This is a genomic window from Cupriavidus sp. CuC1 (assembly GCF_044627735.1).
Taxonomy (GTDB): domain Bacteria; phylum Pseudomonadota; class Gammaproteobacteria; order Burkholderiales; family Burkholderiaceae; genus Cupriavidus; species Cupriavidus ulmosensis.
This window is the reverse complement of the sequence record NZ_JBIUHC010000066.1, coordinates 26428-44110: the sequence shown is the minus strand read 5'-3', so window position 1 is coordinate 44110 and position 17683 is coordinate 26428. Positions and strand designations below refer to the sequence as shown.

The window sequence follows — 17683 nt, the reverse complement described above, 5'->3', positions numbered from 1 at the left end:
GCAATCGGAAGTCCGAGATTCGCTATGGGGGCGACAACGCCTGAAGATGTGCTCCTCCTGATGCCCCTTCCGTAAACCACGCTTGCGCATTCCCGGGAGTACGCGATCAGTGAAACCCGTTAATCCCTGATTTTCAGAATCAATTCGATCTCGACGCTCATGCCGCGAGGCAGCGAACCCATTCCCACGGCAGATCTGGCATGCCTGCCGACCTCTGGCCCGAAGACCTCGATCAACAGATCAGAAACACCATCGATGACTTTTGGGTGATGCGAGAAATCCGGTGCAGCATTTACCATCCCGAAAACCTTGATCACCGCTTCGATACGACTGAGATCGCCTACGGCATCCTTGATGGAGGCCAGGAGATTCAATCCGGCCAAGCGTGCGTCCGCATAGCCATCCGGGATATTGTCGGCGGTGCGTAGTTGCCAGATACGATACGTACCGTCAGGAAGCTTTGGGCCTTGTCCAGAGAGATAGAGCATTGGTCCTACCGCTCGAAAAGGAACATAGCTCGCGCTGGGAGTAGGCGCAGGCGGCAGCGAGATTCCGAGCGCTGTGAGTCTTTCCTCAGGGCTGATCATCATTTTTCATTTCCCTATTCGGGCTACAGAGTTTCGCGTGTTACGAATGCAACTACACGAGTCCGCCATAGCCGGGTTCATTCCGTCACGGGCCAGTGACTTCATCGCTTTCAACACTTCGCCAATCATTGGGGCGTCGAGGGCACTCGTGGGTTCAACGAAGAGCATGGCTGGCTGCGCGATCCCTAGTGCCCTGGCGACAGCCTCGCTCTGTGGGGTCTGGGGGGCGGGAGTCGCCTACCTCTTCTCCGGCTTCATTTTTAACGGAGCGACGTCTAAAATAAAGCGATATTTAACGATACTTGTCCATTCCGTTTGGATATACATTGCCGATGACACTCCAGATCACCTTTCATCATTTGCAAGCGCTCGTCGCTGTGGCTGACATGGGGTCGTTCGAGGCAGCGGGCGACAGCCTCGGCATCGCGCAGTCTGCGGTCTCCAAGCACATCCGGGGCTTCGAAAGCCGCTTCCCGTTTCCGCTGTTTGATCGGACGGAACGCGCGGCCCGTCTCACGCTGGAGGGCAGCGAAGTGTTAGCCCAAGCGCGTTATGTCCTTCACCAACGCGATGTCCTGCTCGAACAGCTCGGCAGCCCGCTGAAGATGAAGCGATCACTCCGCATCGGTGTCACGGAAATCGCGGCCATGACTTGGCTGCCCCGATTCGTCGGGGCCGTTAAGGCGCAATTTCCACTGGTGGAGCTGAAGTTGGAGGTAGGGGGAGTTGCGTGGGAACTATACGATAGAGTGCGTCGTGGACAGCTCGAAATGGCTATGGTTTCCGATTCACCGCAGTGGTCCGGTCTGCTGCGGCTTCCGCTTGGCAGTATGCGATGCGGCTGGTTCCGTCTTCGCTCTTTCGAACCCCAGCTGATTCGTTGCTCGGTCGAGAAGCTTGCGGACTATCCACTCCTGATTCAGGACAGGGATTCGGCTTTCGGACGTTGGATCATTCAATGGTTCGAAGAAAACAACGTGCGGCCAGAGAAGACGCTCACTTGTAATAGCTTTGCTGCGCTGGGCGGTATGGCCACGGCGGGCATGGGAATAGGCTGCCTGCCACTCGCGGTGTCCAACGAGCTGGTCTCGATGCGATTGGTGAAGGAAGTCAAAATCACTCCCGCACTACCTGTGGTGCGCTATGTTGTCGTCGTGCGCGAGGAAGCGGTGACAACATTTCATCGAGAAGTTGCAACGATAGCGCGTAAGAATTGCGACTACAACAATAGATATCAAAATGCTAGCATCGCCGGCCCGAAAAACGACTTTGGGAAATAACCTATGTTATCCGTCAAACAAATTGAAGCCTTTTACTGGGTGGCCGAACTCGGAACCGTCCAACGCGCGGCAGACAGACTTCACATAACCCAATCCGCGGCAACAAAACGCCTGCAAGAAGTGGAAACCATTGCCGCTGAGGGTCTGTTCGAGAGAATAGACCGAAAGAGATCCATTCTTTCCCCAAAAGGCCGGGAGATATACTCGCTATGCGAGAAATTATTGGAGAGTCTTGAATCCATACAGAGACTGCAAAGAGGAGAACAACCGAGAGCTTAAGGCCTTCATTTTTGTATGACGGAATTAATCGATACAATGTCCTTTTCAACGTTTTTTCGAGAGATGCGAAGCAATAATCACTAGTGCGGCCAGGGACTGACCATTCCGAAGTACTGCGTGACCGCGTGGTGGAGGCCGACTCGAGCTAGCGCCTGTGGCCGAGCGGCGCGATTCGATGGCAAAGGCGAGAATCGCAATGCGGGAATTGGACATGGTTGGCGGGCTGCTCAATTCTGCTTCGGAATCTTCGCGGTCTCGATAAGGTCCGCCCACTTCTTCTGCTCGCTGGCGATGAAACGTGCGAAGTCCTCGCGGTTGCTTGTGCCCGGGACGTAAGCAAGAGGTCCTACATACCGAAATCCTGGTGGTGGAGGCGTTACCAGGGCCACGCGATGCTGGAGCCTATGCGGGCAGTGGAAGCTCGATCCTGGAGCAGGCGTGCCACGGTCAGGTCCTGCAGGGCGAGGCCCGTCATGTCGAAGACCGTGATGTCGGCCGGTTGCCGGTTCGCGCTAGCCATGCCCGTCAACAGATCGCCCAGTTCGGTGGAAGACATCTCGGGGGCCCACTGAGACTCGCCGATCTGGCGCGCTTGCGCCTGGTCGTCGACGTAAAGACGCACCCGCTCCAGCAGGCCCTGCGGTAGCTCCCGCTTGCCCTTCGTGTCGGCGCCGACGCAATTCAGGTGCGTACCGGGTTGCACCGCCTGCGGTTCGAACAACGCGCCACCGCCTGGGGTCGCGGTGATCACCACGTCGCTCTCGGACACCGCCACATTGGGGTCATCCGCGAGCGCGATATCGTATCGTTGCGCGAACTGCGCTTCGAACGCGGCGTCGCGTTTGCCGTCCGCAGTGGCATACCGCACGTGGCAGAGCGCCGGCAACAGCCGCAGCGCGAAGTCAAGTTGCACGCCCGCCTGCACACCGGTGCCGAAGACGCACAGGTTGGTACTGTCTGCACGCGCGAGCTGCTGCAGCCCGAGGCCACCTGCGGCACCGGTGCGCATCGTTGTGATTGCGTTGCCGTCTATGATGCAGGCGGGGCGCCCAGTGGCCGGGTCGATCAGCATGATAGTGGCCTGGTGGGGCTCACCGCCAAGCCGGCGGTTGTTTGGCCAGAATCCGGCCGCCTTGAAGCCGAGCAAGCCTTGCGCCTGAACATCCCCCGACTTGATGCCGAATACGCCCCCCCGTGATGAGTGGCTCCCGGACCAGGGGGAACACGCGGCCCTCGCCTTGACTATGCAGCACGAATGCCTCGCGCACGGCTCGCAGGACATCGTCATGGAGCAGCAGGGCCTCGACCTCGTTCTTATCGAGCAGCAGGAGGCGCGCGTCACTTGGCATCGCTGTACAGTTCCAAAGTTCGTTTCGTCATATGGACAAAATATCCAGTATCGGATGTTTTGTCAAGAGAGATTCCTCGGGCGCGCTGGCGGCTGGCTGCCCCTTGCGTTGCGCCAAGCGCAAATGCGCTGCCGTATCCGCCGAAGTACTGAACCGCGAAGCCAGCAACGGTGGGGCCAACACCACGAAATGTGAACTGGTGCAGAGGTTCATCCGTCCAGCCGACGACCACTTGGATGGCGTTGTGAAGCATCCTCCAGTTACAAAGCGGACTGCGGGCCCAAGGCCGCCGGTTTGGCGGCGCGCCCTCGTACCCGAGTACATGACGCTAGGGTAACTGATTGACATCGGAATAGGCCGCGCACCGCCAGGGCCCGGCAAGGCGCAGCACGACGGAATCGCATTCTTTCGAGGACCTCCGGAGAGCCCTGAACCAGGTCAGATTGGCCGGCAGGCGCAGGATGTCCCTGCCCTGCGATTGCGGCTCGCCCAAAGCCGCGCGGGACAACGCCGGCCAGTAATCCGGCAGATCGCCGGTTGAGGATTAAAGGACGTGAGTGCATTGTAGCTGGCTCATTGACCTCTCGCGAGAAGACCTGATCTTAGCCCCGCTTTGGCGCGCTCTCGAGATCGAAGGCTCATGCGCGGTGATGCTAGCCTGCCGCAGGTCCGGTCGGCCCTGCTTGTATCCAAAAAATCTCTATGGATTAAAGAAAAGCTTGCATGGTTTATCTTTGCTCAGGCATGCACCACACTTCCGTATTTCAATGCCACCGGTTCACGTTGCCATGGGAAACAAATTGTTCGTCCCCGGCTCCCGCCCGGAGTTGTTCGACAAGGCGTTCGCCAGCGCCGCAGACGGCCTGTCGTTCGACCTCGAGGACGCGGTGGCGGAGGACCGCGAGCCGCATGCGCGCGAGGCACTGCGCGAGCTGCTGCGCTCGGGCCGGGGACGCGCGAGCGGCATGACGCTTATCGTCCAGGTCAACGCGCTGGACACCGCCCACTTCGCCGCTGACGTTGCCGCTGTGGTGCAGCCGGGCAATGCCGAGGCCAGGGGCGTAGGCGCCTATGTGGTGAACGGCAAGAAGATCGACCCGCCGTTCGTGAAGCGGGGGGAGGCCATTGCGGCTACCGCGAGGCGCCTTGGATTGCCTCCCGCCTGACGCAGCCGGGATCAGGCTGCCCCGCGTGGGACAAGCAAAGACATGGAGGCATTTTGAAAACATCATCCGCGTCCGTTTCCCGTAGCGTGGCGTTCGCCGCCACGCTAATTGCTAGCTTGGTCTCCGGCGCAGTCTTCGCGCAGGGCGGGTATCCGACCAGGCCCATCACCATTGTCGTGCCCTATCCGCCAGGCGGCTCCAACGACATCTTCGCGCGCATCGTCGCCAAGGGGATCGGCGAGGAGCTCAAGCAACCTGTCGTCATCGACAACCGCCCCGGCGCCAGCGGCAATACTGGCACCGGCATCGTTGCCAATTCCGCGCCGGACGGGTACACGCTGGTCGCCGTGTCGTCCAGCATGACGACCAATGCCGCAGTGCAGGCTAAACTGCCGTTCGATGCGGTCAAGAGCTTCGCGCCGGTGGCGATGTTTGCGCAAGGGCCGTTCATCGTCGCGGTCAACAATGCATTCCCCGCCAAGACACCGCAGGAACTGATCGCCGCGATCCGCGCCAAGCCAGGCAAGTACAACTACGCCTCGTCCGGGCCGGGCGGGGTCAACCAGTTCGGCACCGAACTGCTCAAGGCCATGGCCGGCAACCTGTTCATCACGCATGTCCCGTATCGCGGCATGCCCCCCGCCTTGACCGACCTGATCGGCAACCAGACGCAGTTACTAATCTCCACCGGCCCATCGCTGCTGCCGATGATCCGCGTCGGCAAGGTGCGCGCGGTTGGCATCACCAGCCTCAAGCCGAGCCCGATCGCGCCGGAACTCACGCCCATGTCAAGCGCCGTGCCGGGCTATGAGTTCGAGCTCTGGTGGGGCCTGCTGGCGCCGGCCGGCCGGCACGCCGCCGGCGATCGTTAACCAGCTCAACGCCGCCGTCAACGCTATCTTGTCCAAGCCTGAGATCAAGGCGGCCTTCCTGAAGGAAGGCGCCGAAGCCAGGCCCGTCACGCCGGCCAAGTTCGCCACCACCATCGAGCAGGACGTGGAGCGGTGGCGGGCGCTCGCCAAGCGACAGAACATCATCGTGGACTGATATGGGTCGATGTGTTTTCGCGTTGCCCACACTGCCAATTGCCCGGAGATTTCCATGCGCTCCCCAAACGATGACCGCGCTGCGCCGCCGAGCGAGCGCACCGGCAAGCCAGGCCCGCTGTCCGGACTGCCCGTGCTGGACCTGAGCGCATACATAGCGGGCCCCTCTGGTTGCTCCCTGCTGGCCGACCAGGGCGTCGAGGCCATCAAGATCGAGCCGCCCGCCGGCGACAACCTGCGCAAGTATCCGTCCTCGCTGGAGGCCGAGAGCAGCGCAATCCTTGGTGTCAACCGCAGCAAGCTGGGCGTGGTGCTCGACCTTAAGCAAGCCGAGGACCTGCAGCGGCTGACGGCGCTGGTCCGCGTCGCCGACGTGCTGGTGCACAACTTCCTGCCCACCGTGCCGCCAAGGCTGGGCATTGCCTACGAACAATTCAAACCGGTTAATCCATGCCTGATCTACTGCGCCGTGACGGGCTATGGCGAAGACGGCCCGCTCAAGCACAAGGCCGGCTACGACCAGGTCCTGCAGACCATGACCGGCAAGTGCACGCTGCAGGGCAAGCAGGGCGGCGCGCCAGAGATCCTGTATGGCTCGGTCGTTGACCACTACGGCTCGGCACTGGTCGCCGGCGGCGTCGCCTCCGCACTCTATGAGGCGATCTCAGAGCCAGCCGGTCAGGAGGAGAGCCGCCGGATCAGCCGGTAGAGAAATTCCCTGGTGTCGTGCAGTTCGTGAATGCCGACATGCGCGGCTTTGACCGCATATCTTCCGTCGAAGCGCCTAAGTGCGCCGACTTTTTTCAACCGCCGTACTTAGCTGAACGGCTTGCCGCCGCCAGACTTCGCGTCGGCTGCTATTTACATCAAGACAACATGCAATCGAATCAAAGCGCATTCTGGACCTTCCCCTACACGTCGCAGCGCTTGCCGCTGGTCGCCGACAACGTCGTGACGACTTCGCAGCCGCTTGCGTCCGCGGCCGGCTTGCAGATGCTGCTGCGCGGCGGCAATGCGGCCGATGCGGCGCTTGCCACGGCAATCGCCCTGGCTGTGGTCGAGCCGTGCAACAACGGTATCGGCGGCGACGCGTTTGCGCTGATCTGGGATGGCAACAACAAATTGCACGGTTTGAACGGATCGGGCCGCGCACCGGCCGCATGGACGCGCGAGTATTTTTCAAAATACGAGGAGATGCCGAAGCGGGGCTGGGACTCGGTAACCGTGCCAGGCACCGTTTCAGCGTGGCGCGCCATGTGGGAGCGCTTTGGCAGCCTGCCGTTCGAAGAGCTGTTCGAACCGGCGCTGCGCTATGCGCGTGAAGGCTATCTGGTTTCGCACAATGTCCACAATCAGTGGCAAAAACAGGTCGACGAACTGATCGATCAGCCGGGCTACCGCGAAGCGCTTGCCCCCAACGGCCGGGCACCGCTTCAGGGCGAGCGCTTCATTTGCCCGGGACAGGCAAATACACTCGAGCGAATTGCGCGCACCAAGGGCGACGACTTTTACCATGGCGAACTGGCCCGTGCGATCGCCGACCACGCGCGCAATACCGGCGGCGCGATCACTGAAGCCGACCTCGCCGCGCATAAGGCGGACTGGGTCGAGCCGATCAGCATCCGCTACCGGGATGTTGAACTGTACGAGATCGGGCCTAACGGTCAAGGCATTGCGGCGCAGATGGCGTTGGGCATGCTTGAGCATTTCGATTTGAAGATCATGGACCAGGATAGCGCGCTGGCGATGCATCTGAAGATCGAGGCAATGAAACTGGCCTTTGCCGACTTGCATGAATACGTCGGCGACGTGGATCACATGACGGAAGTAACAGCGGCCGACCTGCTCAACCCGGCATATCTGGCAAAGCGCGCCAAGCTGATCGACCCCGAGTGGGCAGCGCCGGCCCGCATCGGAAAGCCGCTTGGCGGCGGCACCGTCTACCTGACCACGGCGGATCGCAACGGCATGATGGTTTCGTTTATTCAATCCAACTTCAAGGGCTTCGGTTCTGGCGTGGTGGTGCCCAATACTGGCATCGCCTTGCAAAATCGCGGCTGGGGGTTCAATTTGCGTGATGGCCATACCAACGAGGTGGCGCCTGGAAAACGTCCATTCCACACCATCATCCCCGGCTTCCTGATGCAAAACGGCCGGCCGCTGATGAGCTTTGGCCTCATGGGCGGATCCATGCAGGCGCAGGGTCATATGCAGATGGTCTCCCGCATGGTTGATCAGGGGCTGAATCCGCAGGCGGCTAGCGATGCGCCGCGCTGGCGCGTACTTGACGACAACCATGGCGTTACCGTCGAATGGAATATGCCGCAAGCGGTGATTGAAGGACTGACATCACGCGGGCATCCGATCACGGTTGCCAAACGTTTTGATACTGAGTTCGGCAGCGCCCAGGCGGCTCTGCGCCTGGACAATGGCGGCTATGTAGCGGCATGCGATCACCGCAAGGATGGCTACCCCGTCGGAATTTGATTCTCCTGTTTGCATTCAATATGCAATGTATAGGTGCACCGAACGATTCGTTTAGGTGCATACAGTGCGTCATTTAGGTGCGAACGCAGTGTGCAAATCGTTGCGCACTTTGTTCGCGCTTTGTTCGCATATTGAATGCAACATCCGAAATGGCGCCGTGCTACTTGCGCGCACGATCCCATGTATCAACTTTGGAAGAGGCCGACCTGCTCAACGTGCCCATCTGGCAAAACGCGCCAAGCCGATCGACCCCGAGCGCGCAGTGCCGGCCCGCATCGGCAAACCGCCTGGCGGCGGCACGGTACTACCTGACCATGGCGAATCTCAACGGCAGATAGTTTCGTCTATTCAATCGAACTTCAAGGGCTTCGGTTCCGTGTGCCCAATACCAGCATCGCCTTGCAAAAATCGCAGCTGGTGCTTCAATTTGCGTCACGACCACATCAGCGAAGTGATGCATGGATAACGTTCATCCCGGGCAACGGTGGCTACGTAGCGGCATCCGATCACCACAAGGATGGCAATCCGGTCAGATGCGGCACCTGCGTTTTGCATTCACGATGCAATATTATAGGCACACATATGATGCTTTTAGGTGCGTATGGGCGGGCAGGTGCGCGCATACGGCTGCCGTCCAGGCGGTATATGCGCTAGCGCTTTGTGCTAGGTTCGAATAATGAATGCAATATGTGAAATACTGGCATGCTACTTGCACAAGCGATCCCATGTATCAACTTGGGAAAAGCATGTCCGAAACACTCAAACAAATTCCCGATCTTGGGGGGCCTGCGCAGGCGTTGCTAAGCGTTCAGGGCCTGATCAAGCATTTCCCTCTGAAGGGTGGCCTGTTCGGGCGCAGCCCAGGCAAGGTTCAAGCGGTCGCCGGCGCGAACTTCGAACTGCGCAAAGGCGAGACGCTAGGCGTCGTCGGCGAATCAGGCTGCGGCAAGTCCACCACCTCCCGGCTGATCATGGCCCTCATGCAGCCGACCGCGGGAGAAATAACATTCGACGGACAGACTGTCGGATCGCGCGGGCTGACGATGAAAGACTACCGCCGCCAGGTGCAGATGGTGTTTCAGGACAGCTATTCTTCGCTCAATCCCCGGCTGACCATTGAAGATATTGTCGCTTTTGCGCCGCAGGTGCATGGCTTGGGCAAACGGGAATCTCTCGCTGCCGCGCATGAATTGATGACTGCGGTGGGACTCAATCCCACCCAGTTCGGCCGCCGCTATCCGCACGAACTGTCGGGCGGCCAGCGCCAGCGCATCAACATCGCCCGCGCATTGGCGCTGCGGCCGCGCCTGCTCATTCTCGACGAGCCGGTCTCTGCTCTCGATAAATCGGTTCAGGCTCAAGTGCTCAATCTGCTGGTCGACCTGAAGGCGCAATACGACCTGAGCTATCTGTTCATCAGTCACGACCTCAATGTGGTCCAGCATATGTCGGACCGCGTACTGGTGATGTATCTCGGGCGCGTGGTGGAAATCGGACCCGCGGACGCGATCTACACCGACGCGGCTCATCCTTATACCGCGGCGCTTCTGGCCAGCCGGCCATCGATGGATCCGGAGCAGCGCGCCAACGAGCCGCCGCTGGCCGGTGATCCTCCCAATCCGGTCAACCCGCCCTCGGGTTGCCACTTTCGCACTCGCTGCGCGCATGCCGAACAGGTCTGCGGCGAGCAGAGCCCGGCCCTGGCGGCTGTCAGCGACCGCCATTTCGCGGCCTGTCTGATGGCCGAACGCGGTAGCGGCCACAGCCGTTCACTGCACGTCGCAGCTTAAGGGGCAACATGGAACCACTAGTACAAGTACGCGACCTGAAGGTCAGTTTCGTGTCCAAGGACGCGACGGTGAGCGCCGTCAACGGCATCGATTTCGACCTCGCGCCGCGTGAGACGCTTTGTGTCCTGGGCGAAAGCGGATCGGGAAAATCGGTGATGTTGCGTTCGTTGATGCGCCTGAACCCACCGCGTAAAACGGTGATGTCCGGTGCCATGCGAATCGCTGGCCAGGATGTGATCGCCGCCTCTGAACGGCAGCTCGTCGATTTGCGCGGCGGCGTCGTCTCGATGATCTATCAGGAGCCGATGACAGCGCTGGACCCGGTCTTCAAGGTCGGTACCCAGATCGCCGAGACCATCGTCCGGCATGAGGGTATCAGCCGCGCAGAGGCCGATCGCCGCGCGCTCGATCTGCTGGAGCTGGTGCAGATCCCCTCCGCCAAGCAACGACTTAATGCCTATCCTTTCGAACTCTCGGGCGGATTACGCCAGCGCGCCGTCATTGCGATGGCGCTGTCTTGCCGCCCGAAGCTGCTGCTGGCCGACGAGCCGACCACTGCGCTCGACGCCACCGTGCAGATCCAGATCCTGCTACTGCTGCGGCGGCTGCAAAAAGAACTGGGAATGGGCGTGATCTTCGTGACGCACGACCTCGGCGTGGCCGGCGAAATCGGCGACCGGATCGCGGTCATGTACGCCGGCCGCTTCATCGAGGAGGGGACGACTCGTGAAATCATGCGCGGGCCGCTGCACCCTTACACGCAGGGGCTGCTCGGCGCGACGGTACACCCCGGCATGCGCGGCGAACGCCTCGCAACCATCCTCGGCGCGCCGCCTAACCTCGAACGGTTGCCGCAAGGCTGCGCCTTTGCGCCGCGCTGCGCCCAGGCCGAAGCAGCATGCCTGGCCGAAACGCCTGCGCTGCGCAGGCGCTCCCCAAGCCGCGCCACGCGTTGCGTGCTCGTGCCGGACGCCGTCTGACCATATCTAGAACACGAGGGAGTTACCTGTGATTTTCTACTTGCTGCGCCGGGTCATCTATACCATCCCGATTGCGCTTGCGGTCAGCCTCGTCTGCTTCATGCTTGTGCATATCGCGCCGGGGGATCCGATCAACGCCATCGTGCCGCCCGACGCACCGCAAGAGCTGGTGGTGCAACTCAAACACGACTACGGACTCGACAAACCGCTGCCGGTGCAATTCGGGATCTGGCTTGTGCACGTCGTACACGGAGATCTGGGGCGCTCGCTCGCCAGCGGCCGGCCTGTGCTGGAAGATCTCTCGGATGCGATAGGCAACACCTACCGGCTTTCGATGGTCGCAGCCACGCTCGGTTTCGTGTTCGGCTCGCTGTTCGGCGGACTCGCCGCAGCATTCCGCGGTACCTGGATCGACCGCACCCTGGTCGGCATCGCGGTGGCCGGCGTATCGCTGCCGCATTACTGGCTCGGCATGGTGCTGGTGGTGATATTCGGCGTCATCCTGAATGCATTGCCGGCGATGGGGGCGGGGCCCGACGGATCCGCGGTATGGTTGTGGGACCTGGATCATCTGCAGCATCTGGTGCTGCCGGCAGTGACGCTGGCAGCTATCCCGATGGGCATCATTACCCGCACCGTGCGCGGCATCGTCGTCGAGATCCTCAATCAGGACTTCATCACAACGCTGCGCGGAAAAGGCATGTTGCGGCGTGACATCTTCATCCACGTGGTCAAGAATGCGGCGCCGAACGCGTCCGCGGTGATGGGACTGCAGCTCGGCTATCTGATGGGCGGCTCCATTCTGGTCGAAACAGTGTTCAGTTGGCCCGGCACCGGCTTTCTGCTAAACAACGCTATCTTCCAGCGCGACATCCCTGTGCTGCAGGGCACGATCCTTGTCCTGGCCATGTGCTTCGTTGCACTCAACCTGTTGGTCGATCTGTTCCAGACCGCCCTTGACCCAAGGATTAAACGCTCATGACCGGCATTTCGACTACCCCGGCGGATCTCACGATCCAAATCAAACAAGCATCGCAAAGCCACGGCTACTGGCATGGCGTGTCGCGCCGGCTGCGGCGCGACAAGACGACCATCGTCTTTGGCGTCATTTTGCTGCTTATGTTCGCGGCGATCCTGTTGGCATCGGAGCTCACTTCCAACGATCCCTTCCAGGGCGATATGCTGCACCGCCTGATGCCGATCGGTTTCGAGCATCATCCGCTCGGCACCGATGAGCTCGGGCGCGACATGCTTACGCGCTTGCTCTACGGCGGGCGCACCTCCTGGTTTCTCGGCATCACCCCGGTCATCATCGCCCTTGCCATCGGCGGTCTGCTCGGCATCATCGCCGGCTTTGCGGGCGGCGGTGTGAACATGATGATCATGCGTGCCACCGACGTGTTCTTCGCCTTTCCCTCGGTGCTGCTCGCGGTCGCTATCAGCGGCGCGCTGGGAGGCGGCATCTTCAACATCATCCTGTCGCTCACATTAGTCTTCATTCCGCCGATCATCCGGGTCGCGGAAACGGTCACCACCAGCGTTCGGGAGCTCGACTATATCGAGGCCGCGCGGGCCAGCGGCGCCGGCAGCTTCACCATCGTGCGCGTGCACGTGCTGCCCAATGTACTCGGCCCGATTTTCGTGTACGCGACCAGCTTGATCAGCGTATCGATGATCCTTGGCGCAGGTCTCTCCTTTCTGGGCCTCGGCACCAAACCGCCGGACGCGGAATGGGGACTGATGCTCAATACCTTGCGCGGTGCGATCTACACCCAACCGCTGCTGACCATGCTGCCCGGCTTCTGCATCTTCGCTACCAGCATCGGCTTCAACATGGTCAGCGACGGCTTGCGCTCAGCCATGGATGTACGGGCCTAGGCCGGCGCACGCCTGACACCGACACTAACTATATATCCAAAAAACGTTCATGATTACTCGTCGCTTCCGTCCAGTTCTCGCCAGTTGGACCCTGGCCCTGGGCCTGGCCACTGCGCTGGTCTCGCCGGCCCAGGCCGAAGATACGCTGCGCATCGCCATGACCGCAGCCGATATCCCGACCACCACCGGCATGCCCAATAACGGCTGGGAAGGCATGCGCTTCCTCGGCTATCCGATTTTCGAGGGACTGGTGTTGTGGGATCTGACACATTCCGATCGCCTGGCAACCATACGGCCCGGACTGGCCGAAAGCTGGGAGCAGGCGAAAAACGACAAGAAGACCTGGATTTTCCACCTGCGGCGTGGCGTGAAATTTCATGACGGCACCGATTTCAATGCCGATGCGGTGATCTGGAATTTGGATCGCTACTTCAAAAAAGAGAGTCCGCAGTTTGAGGCCGGAGCCACCGGCATCACGCGCTCGCGCGTGCCACTGCTGGCCAGCTACAAGAAGATCGACGACAACACGGTTGCACTCACCACAACCACGCCAGCCTCATATTTTCCGTCTACGGCAGTCTATATTCTGTTTACCTCGCCGGCCTCGTTCGAAAAGGCGGGCCATGATTGGGCCCGCGTGGCCACGCTGCCGGCCGCCGGCACCGGGCCGTTCCGCATCGCGCAAGTCACGCCGCGCCAATCGGTGCGGCTGGCGCGCTGGGACGGTTACTGGGATGCCGGACATAAAGCCAAGGTCGATTCCATACTGCTGCTGCCGATACCGGAGGCCAACACCCGTCTGGCTGCGTTGCGCTCGGGGCAAGTGGACTGGATCGAAGTGCCGCCTGCCGACGGCGTTCCGTCGCTGAAGGCCGCCGGTTTCACCATCTCGACCAATTCCTATCCGCATGTCTGGCCGTGGTTCTATAACATCGGCGCGGCCAACAGCCCGTTCAAGGATGTGCGTGTGCGGCAGGCGCTGAACTATTGCGTTGACCGTTCAGCCATCGTGTCGCTGCTCAACGGCACCGCCGAACCCGCGGTCGGCTGGCTCAAGCCGAATGATCCGGCATTCGGCAGACCGGCCAATCGCTACAGTTTCGATCCCGCGAAAGGCAAGGCCCTGCTGGCAGAAGCCGGCTATACCGCGCAAAAGCCGCTGTCGTTCAAGGTGATGATCTCCAATTCCGGCTCCGGCCAGATGTTGCCGCTGCCGATGAACGAACAGCTGCAGCAGAACCTGAAACAGGCTTGCGGCGTGGATGTGAAGTTTGATGTCGCGGAGTGGCAAGTGCTGCTGACCGCGGCGCGTCTGGACCCGGACAATCCGGCGCTGCACGGCGCGATGGCGCTCAATTTCAGCTCGCCCACAACCGACATCGCCGCGATGGCGCGCTATTTCGCAGCGGTCAACGCCTCGCCGGCCGGCTCGAATTTCTCGCAATGGAAAGACGCGAAGTTCGAGACGGTGCTGGATATGGCGGCCAATGCAACGGACAACGCAACGATCCAGGCTTCCTACCGGACCGCGCATGAACGCCTGGTGGACAATCCGCCATGGCTCTACGTCGTCCATGACCTGAACCCGCGCGCGATGAACAGGAAGGTGCATGGCTTCGTGCCGGCGCAGTCATGGTTCGTCGATCTGAGTCTGCTCAGTCTGCACTAACAATAGGGAAACCATTCATGAACACTCGTCGCTTCCGTGGAGTTCTCCCCGGTTGGACCTTGGCCCTGGGCCTGGCCGCCGCGCTGGTCTCGCCGGCCCAGGCCGAAGAGACGCTGCGCATCGCCATGACCGCAGCCGATATCCCGACCACCACCGGCATGCCCAATAACGGTTGGGAGGGCATGCGCTTTCTCGGCTATCCGATCTTCGAAGGACTGGTGTTGTGGGATCTGAGCCATTCCGACCGCCTGGCAACCATACGGCCGGGATTGGCCGAAAGCTGGGAGCAGGCGAAAAGCGACAAGAGGACCTGGATCTTCCACCTGCGGCGCGGCGTGAAGTTTCATGACGGCACCGATTTCAATGCGGATGCAGTGATCTGGAATTTGGATCGCTACTTCAAAAAGGAAAGTCCGCAGTTCGAGGCGGGGGCCGCCGGTATCACCCGCGCCCGCGTACCGCTGCTGGCCAGCTATAAGAAGATCGACGACAACATAGTTGCGCTCACCACGACCGCGCCGACTTCTTATTTCCCATTAATGGTGGTCTACGTGCTGTTCACTTCGCCGGCCTCGTTCGAGAAGGCGGGCCACGATTGGGCCCGCGTGGCCACGCTGCCGGCCGCCGGCACCGGGCCGTTCCGCATCACTCGGATCACGCCGCGCCAATCGGTGCGGCTGGCGCGCTGGGACGGTTACTGGGATGCCGGACACAAAGCCAAGGTCGATTCCATACTGCTGCGGCCGATACCGGAAGCCAACACCCGTCTGGCTGCGTTGCGCTCGGGTCAAGTGGACTGGATTGAAGTGCCGCCGCCCGACGGCGTTCCGTCGCTCAAGGCTGCCGGTTTCACCATCTCGACCAATTCCTATCCGCATGTCTGGCCATGGATGTACAACATGGGCGCCCCGAACAGTCCATTCAAGGATGTGCGCGTGCGGCAGGCGCTGAACTATTGCGTCGACCGCCCCGCCATTGTGTCGCTGCTCAACGGCACCGCCGAGCCCGCGGTCGGCTGGCTCAAGCCGAATGATCCGGCATTCGGCAAACCGGCCAATCGCTACAGTTTCGATCCCGCGAAAGGCAAGGCCTTGCTGGCAGAAGCCGGCTATACCGCGCAAAAGCCGTTGTCGTTCAAGGTGATGATTTCCAATTCCGGCTCCGGCCAGATGCTGCCGCTGCCGATGAACGAACAACTGCAGCAGAACCTGAAGCAGGCTTGCGGCGTGGATGTGAAATTCGATGTGGTGGAGTGGCAGGTGCTGTCGAGCACAGCGCGTCTTGCGCCCGACAATCCCGGGCTGCACGGTGCGATGGCGGTCAATCCCAGTTCGGCCACGACCGACATCGGCTTGATGGCGCGTTATTTTGCCGCGGCCAACGCTACGCCGGCGGGCAATAATTTCGAGCACTGGAAAGACGACAGATTCGAGGCGGCGCTGGACACGGCGGCGAAGGCAACGGATCCGGCAATGATCCTGGCCTCTTACCGCGCCGCGCATGAACGCCTGGTGGACAATCCGCCATGGCTTTACGTGGTGCATGACCTGAACCCGCGCGCGATGAACAAGAAGGTGCATGGCTTTGTCCCGGCGCAATCATGGCTGCTCGACCTGACCCTGGTCAGTATGCATTAGGAAAATATGACAAACGATCCTCTTCTGTCTCCCGCGCATATTCTGTCGTGGGACGTTGCCGCGCGGCGTCTCTCGCCGGTCGATCTGATGGATGCATTGCTGGCGCGGATCGCAACATATGATCCGAAACTGCATGCCTTCGTCGAAGTCTATGCGCCCGAAGCGCGGCTGGCGGCGGAAGCCGCCGATATGGCCATACGCTCAGGCCATGCGCTCGGCCCCTGGCACGGCATTCCGATCGCGATCAAGGACATCATCGACATCGAAGGGCGGATCACCACCGGAGGTTCGGCCAGCAGGTTGAATCATCGCGCGACGACCACCGCGACGGTAGTGCGTCGGCTGGTCAATCAAGGCATGATTGTGCTGGGCAAGACGCAGACGGTGGAATTCGCCTGCGGCGCCTGGGGCACAAACCAGCATATGGGCACGCCATGGAATCCATGGGACGCCAGGACACCGCGTACGCCCGGCGGATCGAGCAGCGGCTCCGGCGTCGCGGTTGCGGCGCGCCTGGCGCCTTGGGCGCTCGGCACCGACACCGGCGGCTCGATCCGCATGCCAGCTTCCTGGTGCGGCATTACCGGCCTGAAAACGACGATCGGCCGCATCAGCACGCACGGCATCCTGCCGCTCAGCCCCAGTCTCGACACACCCGGCCCAATGGCCCGTACAGTGCGGGACGTGGCGCTGCTTTACGATCTGCTGCAAGGGCCGGACCCGCTGGATCCCGTCACGCGCGGCCGTCAGGCGACCGATCCGATGCCGACCCTGGAGCACGGCGTGCGCGGTCTGCGGCTCGCGCGTCTGCCGGCGGCGGAACGCACTGGCGTCGAGGCCGACGTGCTGGATGCCTACGACCGTTCGCTGGCAGTGCTGGCGGGACTCGGCGCAGAAATCGTCGACATCACTCTGCCGTTCCGCCTCGTCGATTTTGTGTCGATGACACAGATCATGCAGTCGGAATCGTATTTCCTGCGCGGTCCGACCGTCGAGGATCGCAGCCTGAAACTTGACGAGTTCGTGCGCAGCAGGTTGCTCGCCGGAGCCGGCCTCTCGGCCACCGATTACCTGGCCGCGCTGCGCCACCGGGACGAAATGAAGCTGTTGATGGAAGCCGCGCTGACCGGCGTCCATGCGTTCCTGACCCCATCCACGGCGACGGCGGCAATGCCGCTGCAAGAGGTGGATCAGAAGACCACGCCGACCCGCTTCATGCGCTTCGCCAACATTCTCGAAATGTGCGCATTGTCACTGCCGAACGGCTTTACCGCCGGGGGGTTGCCGACTTCCCTGCAAATCGCCTGCGGTGGTTACCAGGAAGCGCTGGCGCTGCGTATCGGCCACGCCTATCAGCAGGCGACCGGCTGGCATGACCGTATCCCCCCTGCGGCCGCATAAAGTTCATGGTTTCAGATTTATGCCCCGCGCTTTCGCCCCGCTGTCATAGCGACTGCGAATTGAGCCTTTGTAACTGTAGCGAGACACTTGGTCGCTCGCTCGTCCAGATAGCCGGTGGTCGCCCGCAGTCAATT

The 17683-nt window shown here is 61.2% G+C and carries 12 protein-coding genes and 5 pseudogenes; 13 read left to right on the top strand and 4 right to left on the bottom strand.

Features of this window, described 5'->3' with window-relative positions:
* Nucleotides 1-119 precede the first annotated feature (119 nt).
* Nucleotides 120-590 (bottom strand): RidA family protein, encoded by a 471-nt coding sequence (locus tag ACGLHR_RS26205; RefSeq protein WP_400096983.1) that lies wholly within the window; start codon nucleotides 588-590, stop codon nucleotides 120-122.
* 75 nt (nucleotides 591-665) lie between these two features.
* Nucleotides 666-800: pseudogene (locus tag ACGLHR_RS26200) on the bottom strand (amino acid ABC transporter ATP-binding protein); the annotation flags it as partial.
* A 119-nt stretch (nucleotides 801-919) separates the two neighbouring features.
* Here ACGLHR_RS26200 and ACGLHR_RS26195 point away from each other — a divergent pair.
* Complete coding sequence (locus ACGLHR_RS26195; protein ID WP_400096981.1) at nucleotides 920-1867, top strand: LysR family transcriptional regulator; 948 nt, start codon at nucleotides 920-922, stop codon at nucleotides 1865-1867.
* A gap of 3 nt (nucleotides 1868-1870) precedes the next feature.
* Nucleotides 1871-2146 (top strand): LysR family transcriptional regulator, encoded by a 276-nt coding sequence (locus tag ACGLHR_RS26190; protein WP_400096979.1) that lies wholly within the window; start codon nucleotides 1871-1873, stop codon nucleotides 2144-2146.
* A 376-nt stretch (nucleotides 2147-2522) separates the two neighbouring features.
* Here the strand turns inward: ACGLHR_RS26190 and ACGLHR_RS26185 are convergent.
* Nucleotides 2523-3495 (bottom strand): annotated as a pseudogene (locus ACGLHR_RS26185) (ornithine cyclodeaminase family protein).
* The gene (locus ACGLHR_RS26180) at nucleotides 3485-3748 is read right to left on the bottom strand and encodes a hypothetical protein (RefSeq protein WP_400096978.1); all 264 of its coding nucleotides are present in this window, start codon (nucleotides 3746-3748) and stop codon (nucleotides 3485-3487) included. Before ACGLHR_RS26180 ends, ACGLHR_RS26185 begins: the two are co-directional and overlap by 11 nt.
* Nucleotides 3749-4283: 535 nt before the next feature.
* Between ACGLHR_RS26180 and ACGLHR_RS26175 the strand changes: the two are divergent.
* From ACGLHR_RS26175 to ACGLHR_RS26125, 11 genes and pseudogenes are all read left to right on the top strand, one after another.
* Nucleotides 4284-4538: pseudogene (locus tag ACGLHR_RS26175) on the top strand (aldolase/citrate lyase family protein); the annotation flags it as partial.
* Between the two features lie 209 nt (nucleotides 4539-4747).
* Nucleotides 4748-5708, top strand: a pseudogene (locus ACGLHR_RS26170) (tripartite tricarboxylate transporter substrate binding protein).
* 54 nt (nucleotides 5709-5762) lie between these two features.
* Nucleotides 5763-6389, top strand: a pseudogene (locus tag ACGLHR_RS26165) (CoA transferase); the annotation flags it as partial.
* A 194-nt stretch (nucleotides 6390-6583) separates the two neighbouring features.
* Nucleotides 6584-8194 (top strand): gamma-glutamyltransferase, encoded by a 1611-nt coding sequence (ggt, locus tag ACGLHR_RS26160; protein ID WP_400097007.1) that lies wholly within the window; start codon nucleotides 6584-6586, stop codon nucleotides 8192-8194.
* A 746-nt stretch (nucleotides 8195-8940) separates the two neighbouring features.
* Entirely contained in the window at nucleotides 8941-9984 is a 1044-nt protein-coding gene (locus ACGLHR_RS26155; RefSeq protein ID WP_400096976.1) for an ABC transporter ATP-binding protein, read from the top strand.
* An 8-nt stretch (nucleotides 9985-9992) separates the two neighbouring features.
* Nucleotides 9993-10964 (top strand): ABC transporter ATP-binding protein, encoded by a 972-nt coding sequence (locus ACGLHR_RS26150; RefSeq protein WP_400096974.1) that lies wholly within the window; start codon nucleotides 9993-9995, stop codon nucleotides 10962-10964.
* A 28-nt stretch (nucleotides 10965-10992) separates the two neighbouring features.
* Complete coding sequence (locus ACGLHR_RS26145; RefSeq protein WP_267600627.1) at nucleotides 10993-11946, top strand: ABC transporter permease; 954 nt, start codon at nucleotides 10993-10995, stop codon at nucleotides 11944-11946.
* Nucleotides 11943-12842 (top strand): ABC transporter permease, encoded by a 900-nt coding sequence (locus ACGLHR_RS26140; RefSeq protein ID WP_400096972.1) that lies wholly within the window; start codon nucleotides 11943-11945, stop codon nucleotides 12840-12842. Before ACGLHR_RS26145 ends, ACGLHR_RS26140 begins: the two co-directional genes overlap by 4 nt.
* A 49-nt stretch (nucleotides 12843-12891) precedes the next feature.
* Nucleotides 12892-14511 carry an ABC transporter substrate-binding protein gene (locus ACGLHR_RS26135; RefSeq protein WP_400096970.1) on the top strand — a complete coding sequence of 540 codons (1620 nt, stop codon included), beginning with the start codon at nucleotides 12892-12894 and terminating at the stop codon, nucleotides 14509-14511.
* Complete coding sequence (locus ACGLHR_RS26130; RefSeq protein WP_400096968.1) at nucleotides 14475-16148, top strand: ABC transporter substrate-binding protein; 1674 nt, start codon at nucleotides 14475-14477, stop codon at nucleotides 16146-16148. The genes ACGLHR_RS26135 and ACGLHR_RS26130 overlap by 37 nt, the downstream gene beginning before the upstream one ends.
* A 6-nt stretch (nucleotides 16149-16154) precedes the next feature.
* Complete coding sequence (locus tag ACGLHR_RS26125) at nucleotides 16155-17549, top strand: amidase (protein WP_400096967.1); 1395 nt, start codon at nucleotides 16155-16157, stop codon at nucleotides 17547-17549.
* Nucleotides 17550-17683: the final 134 nt, after the last annotated feature.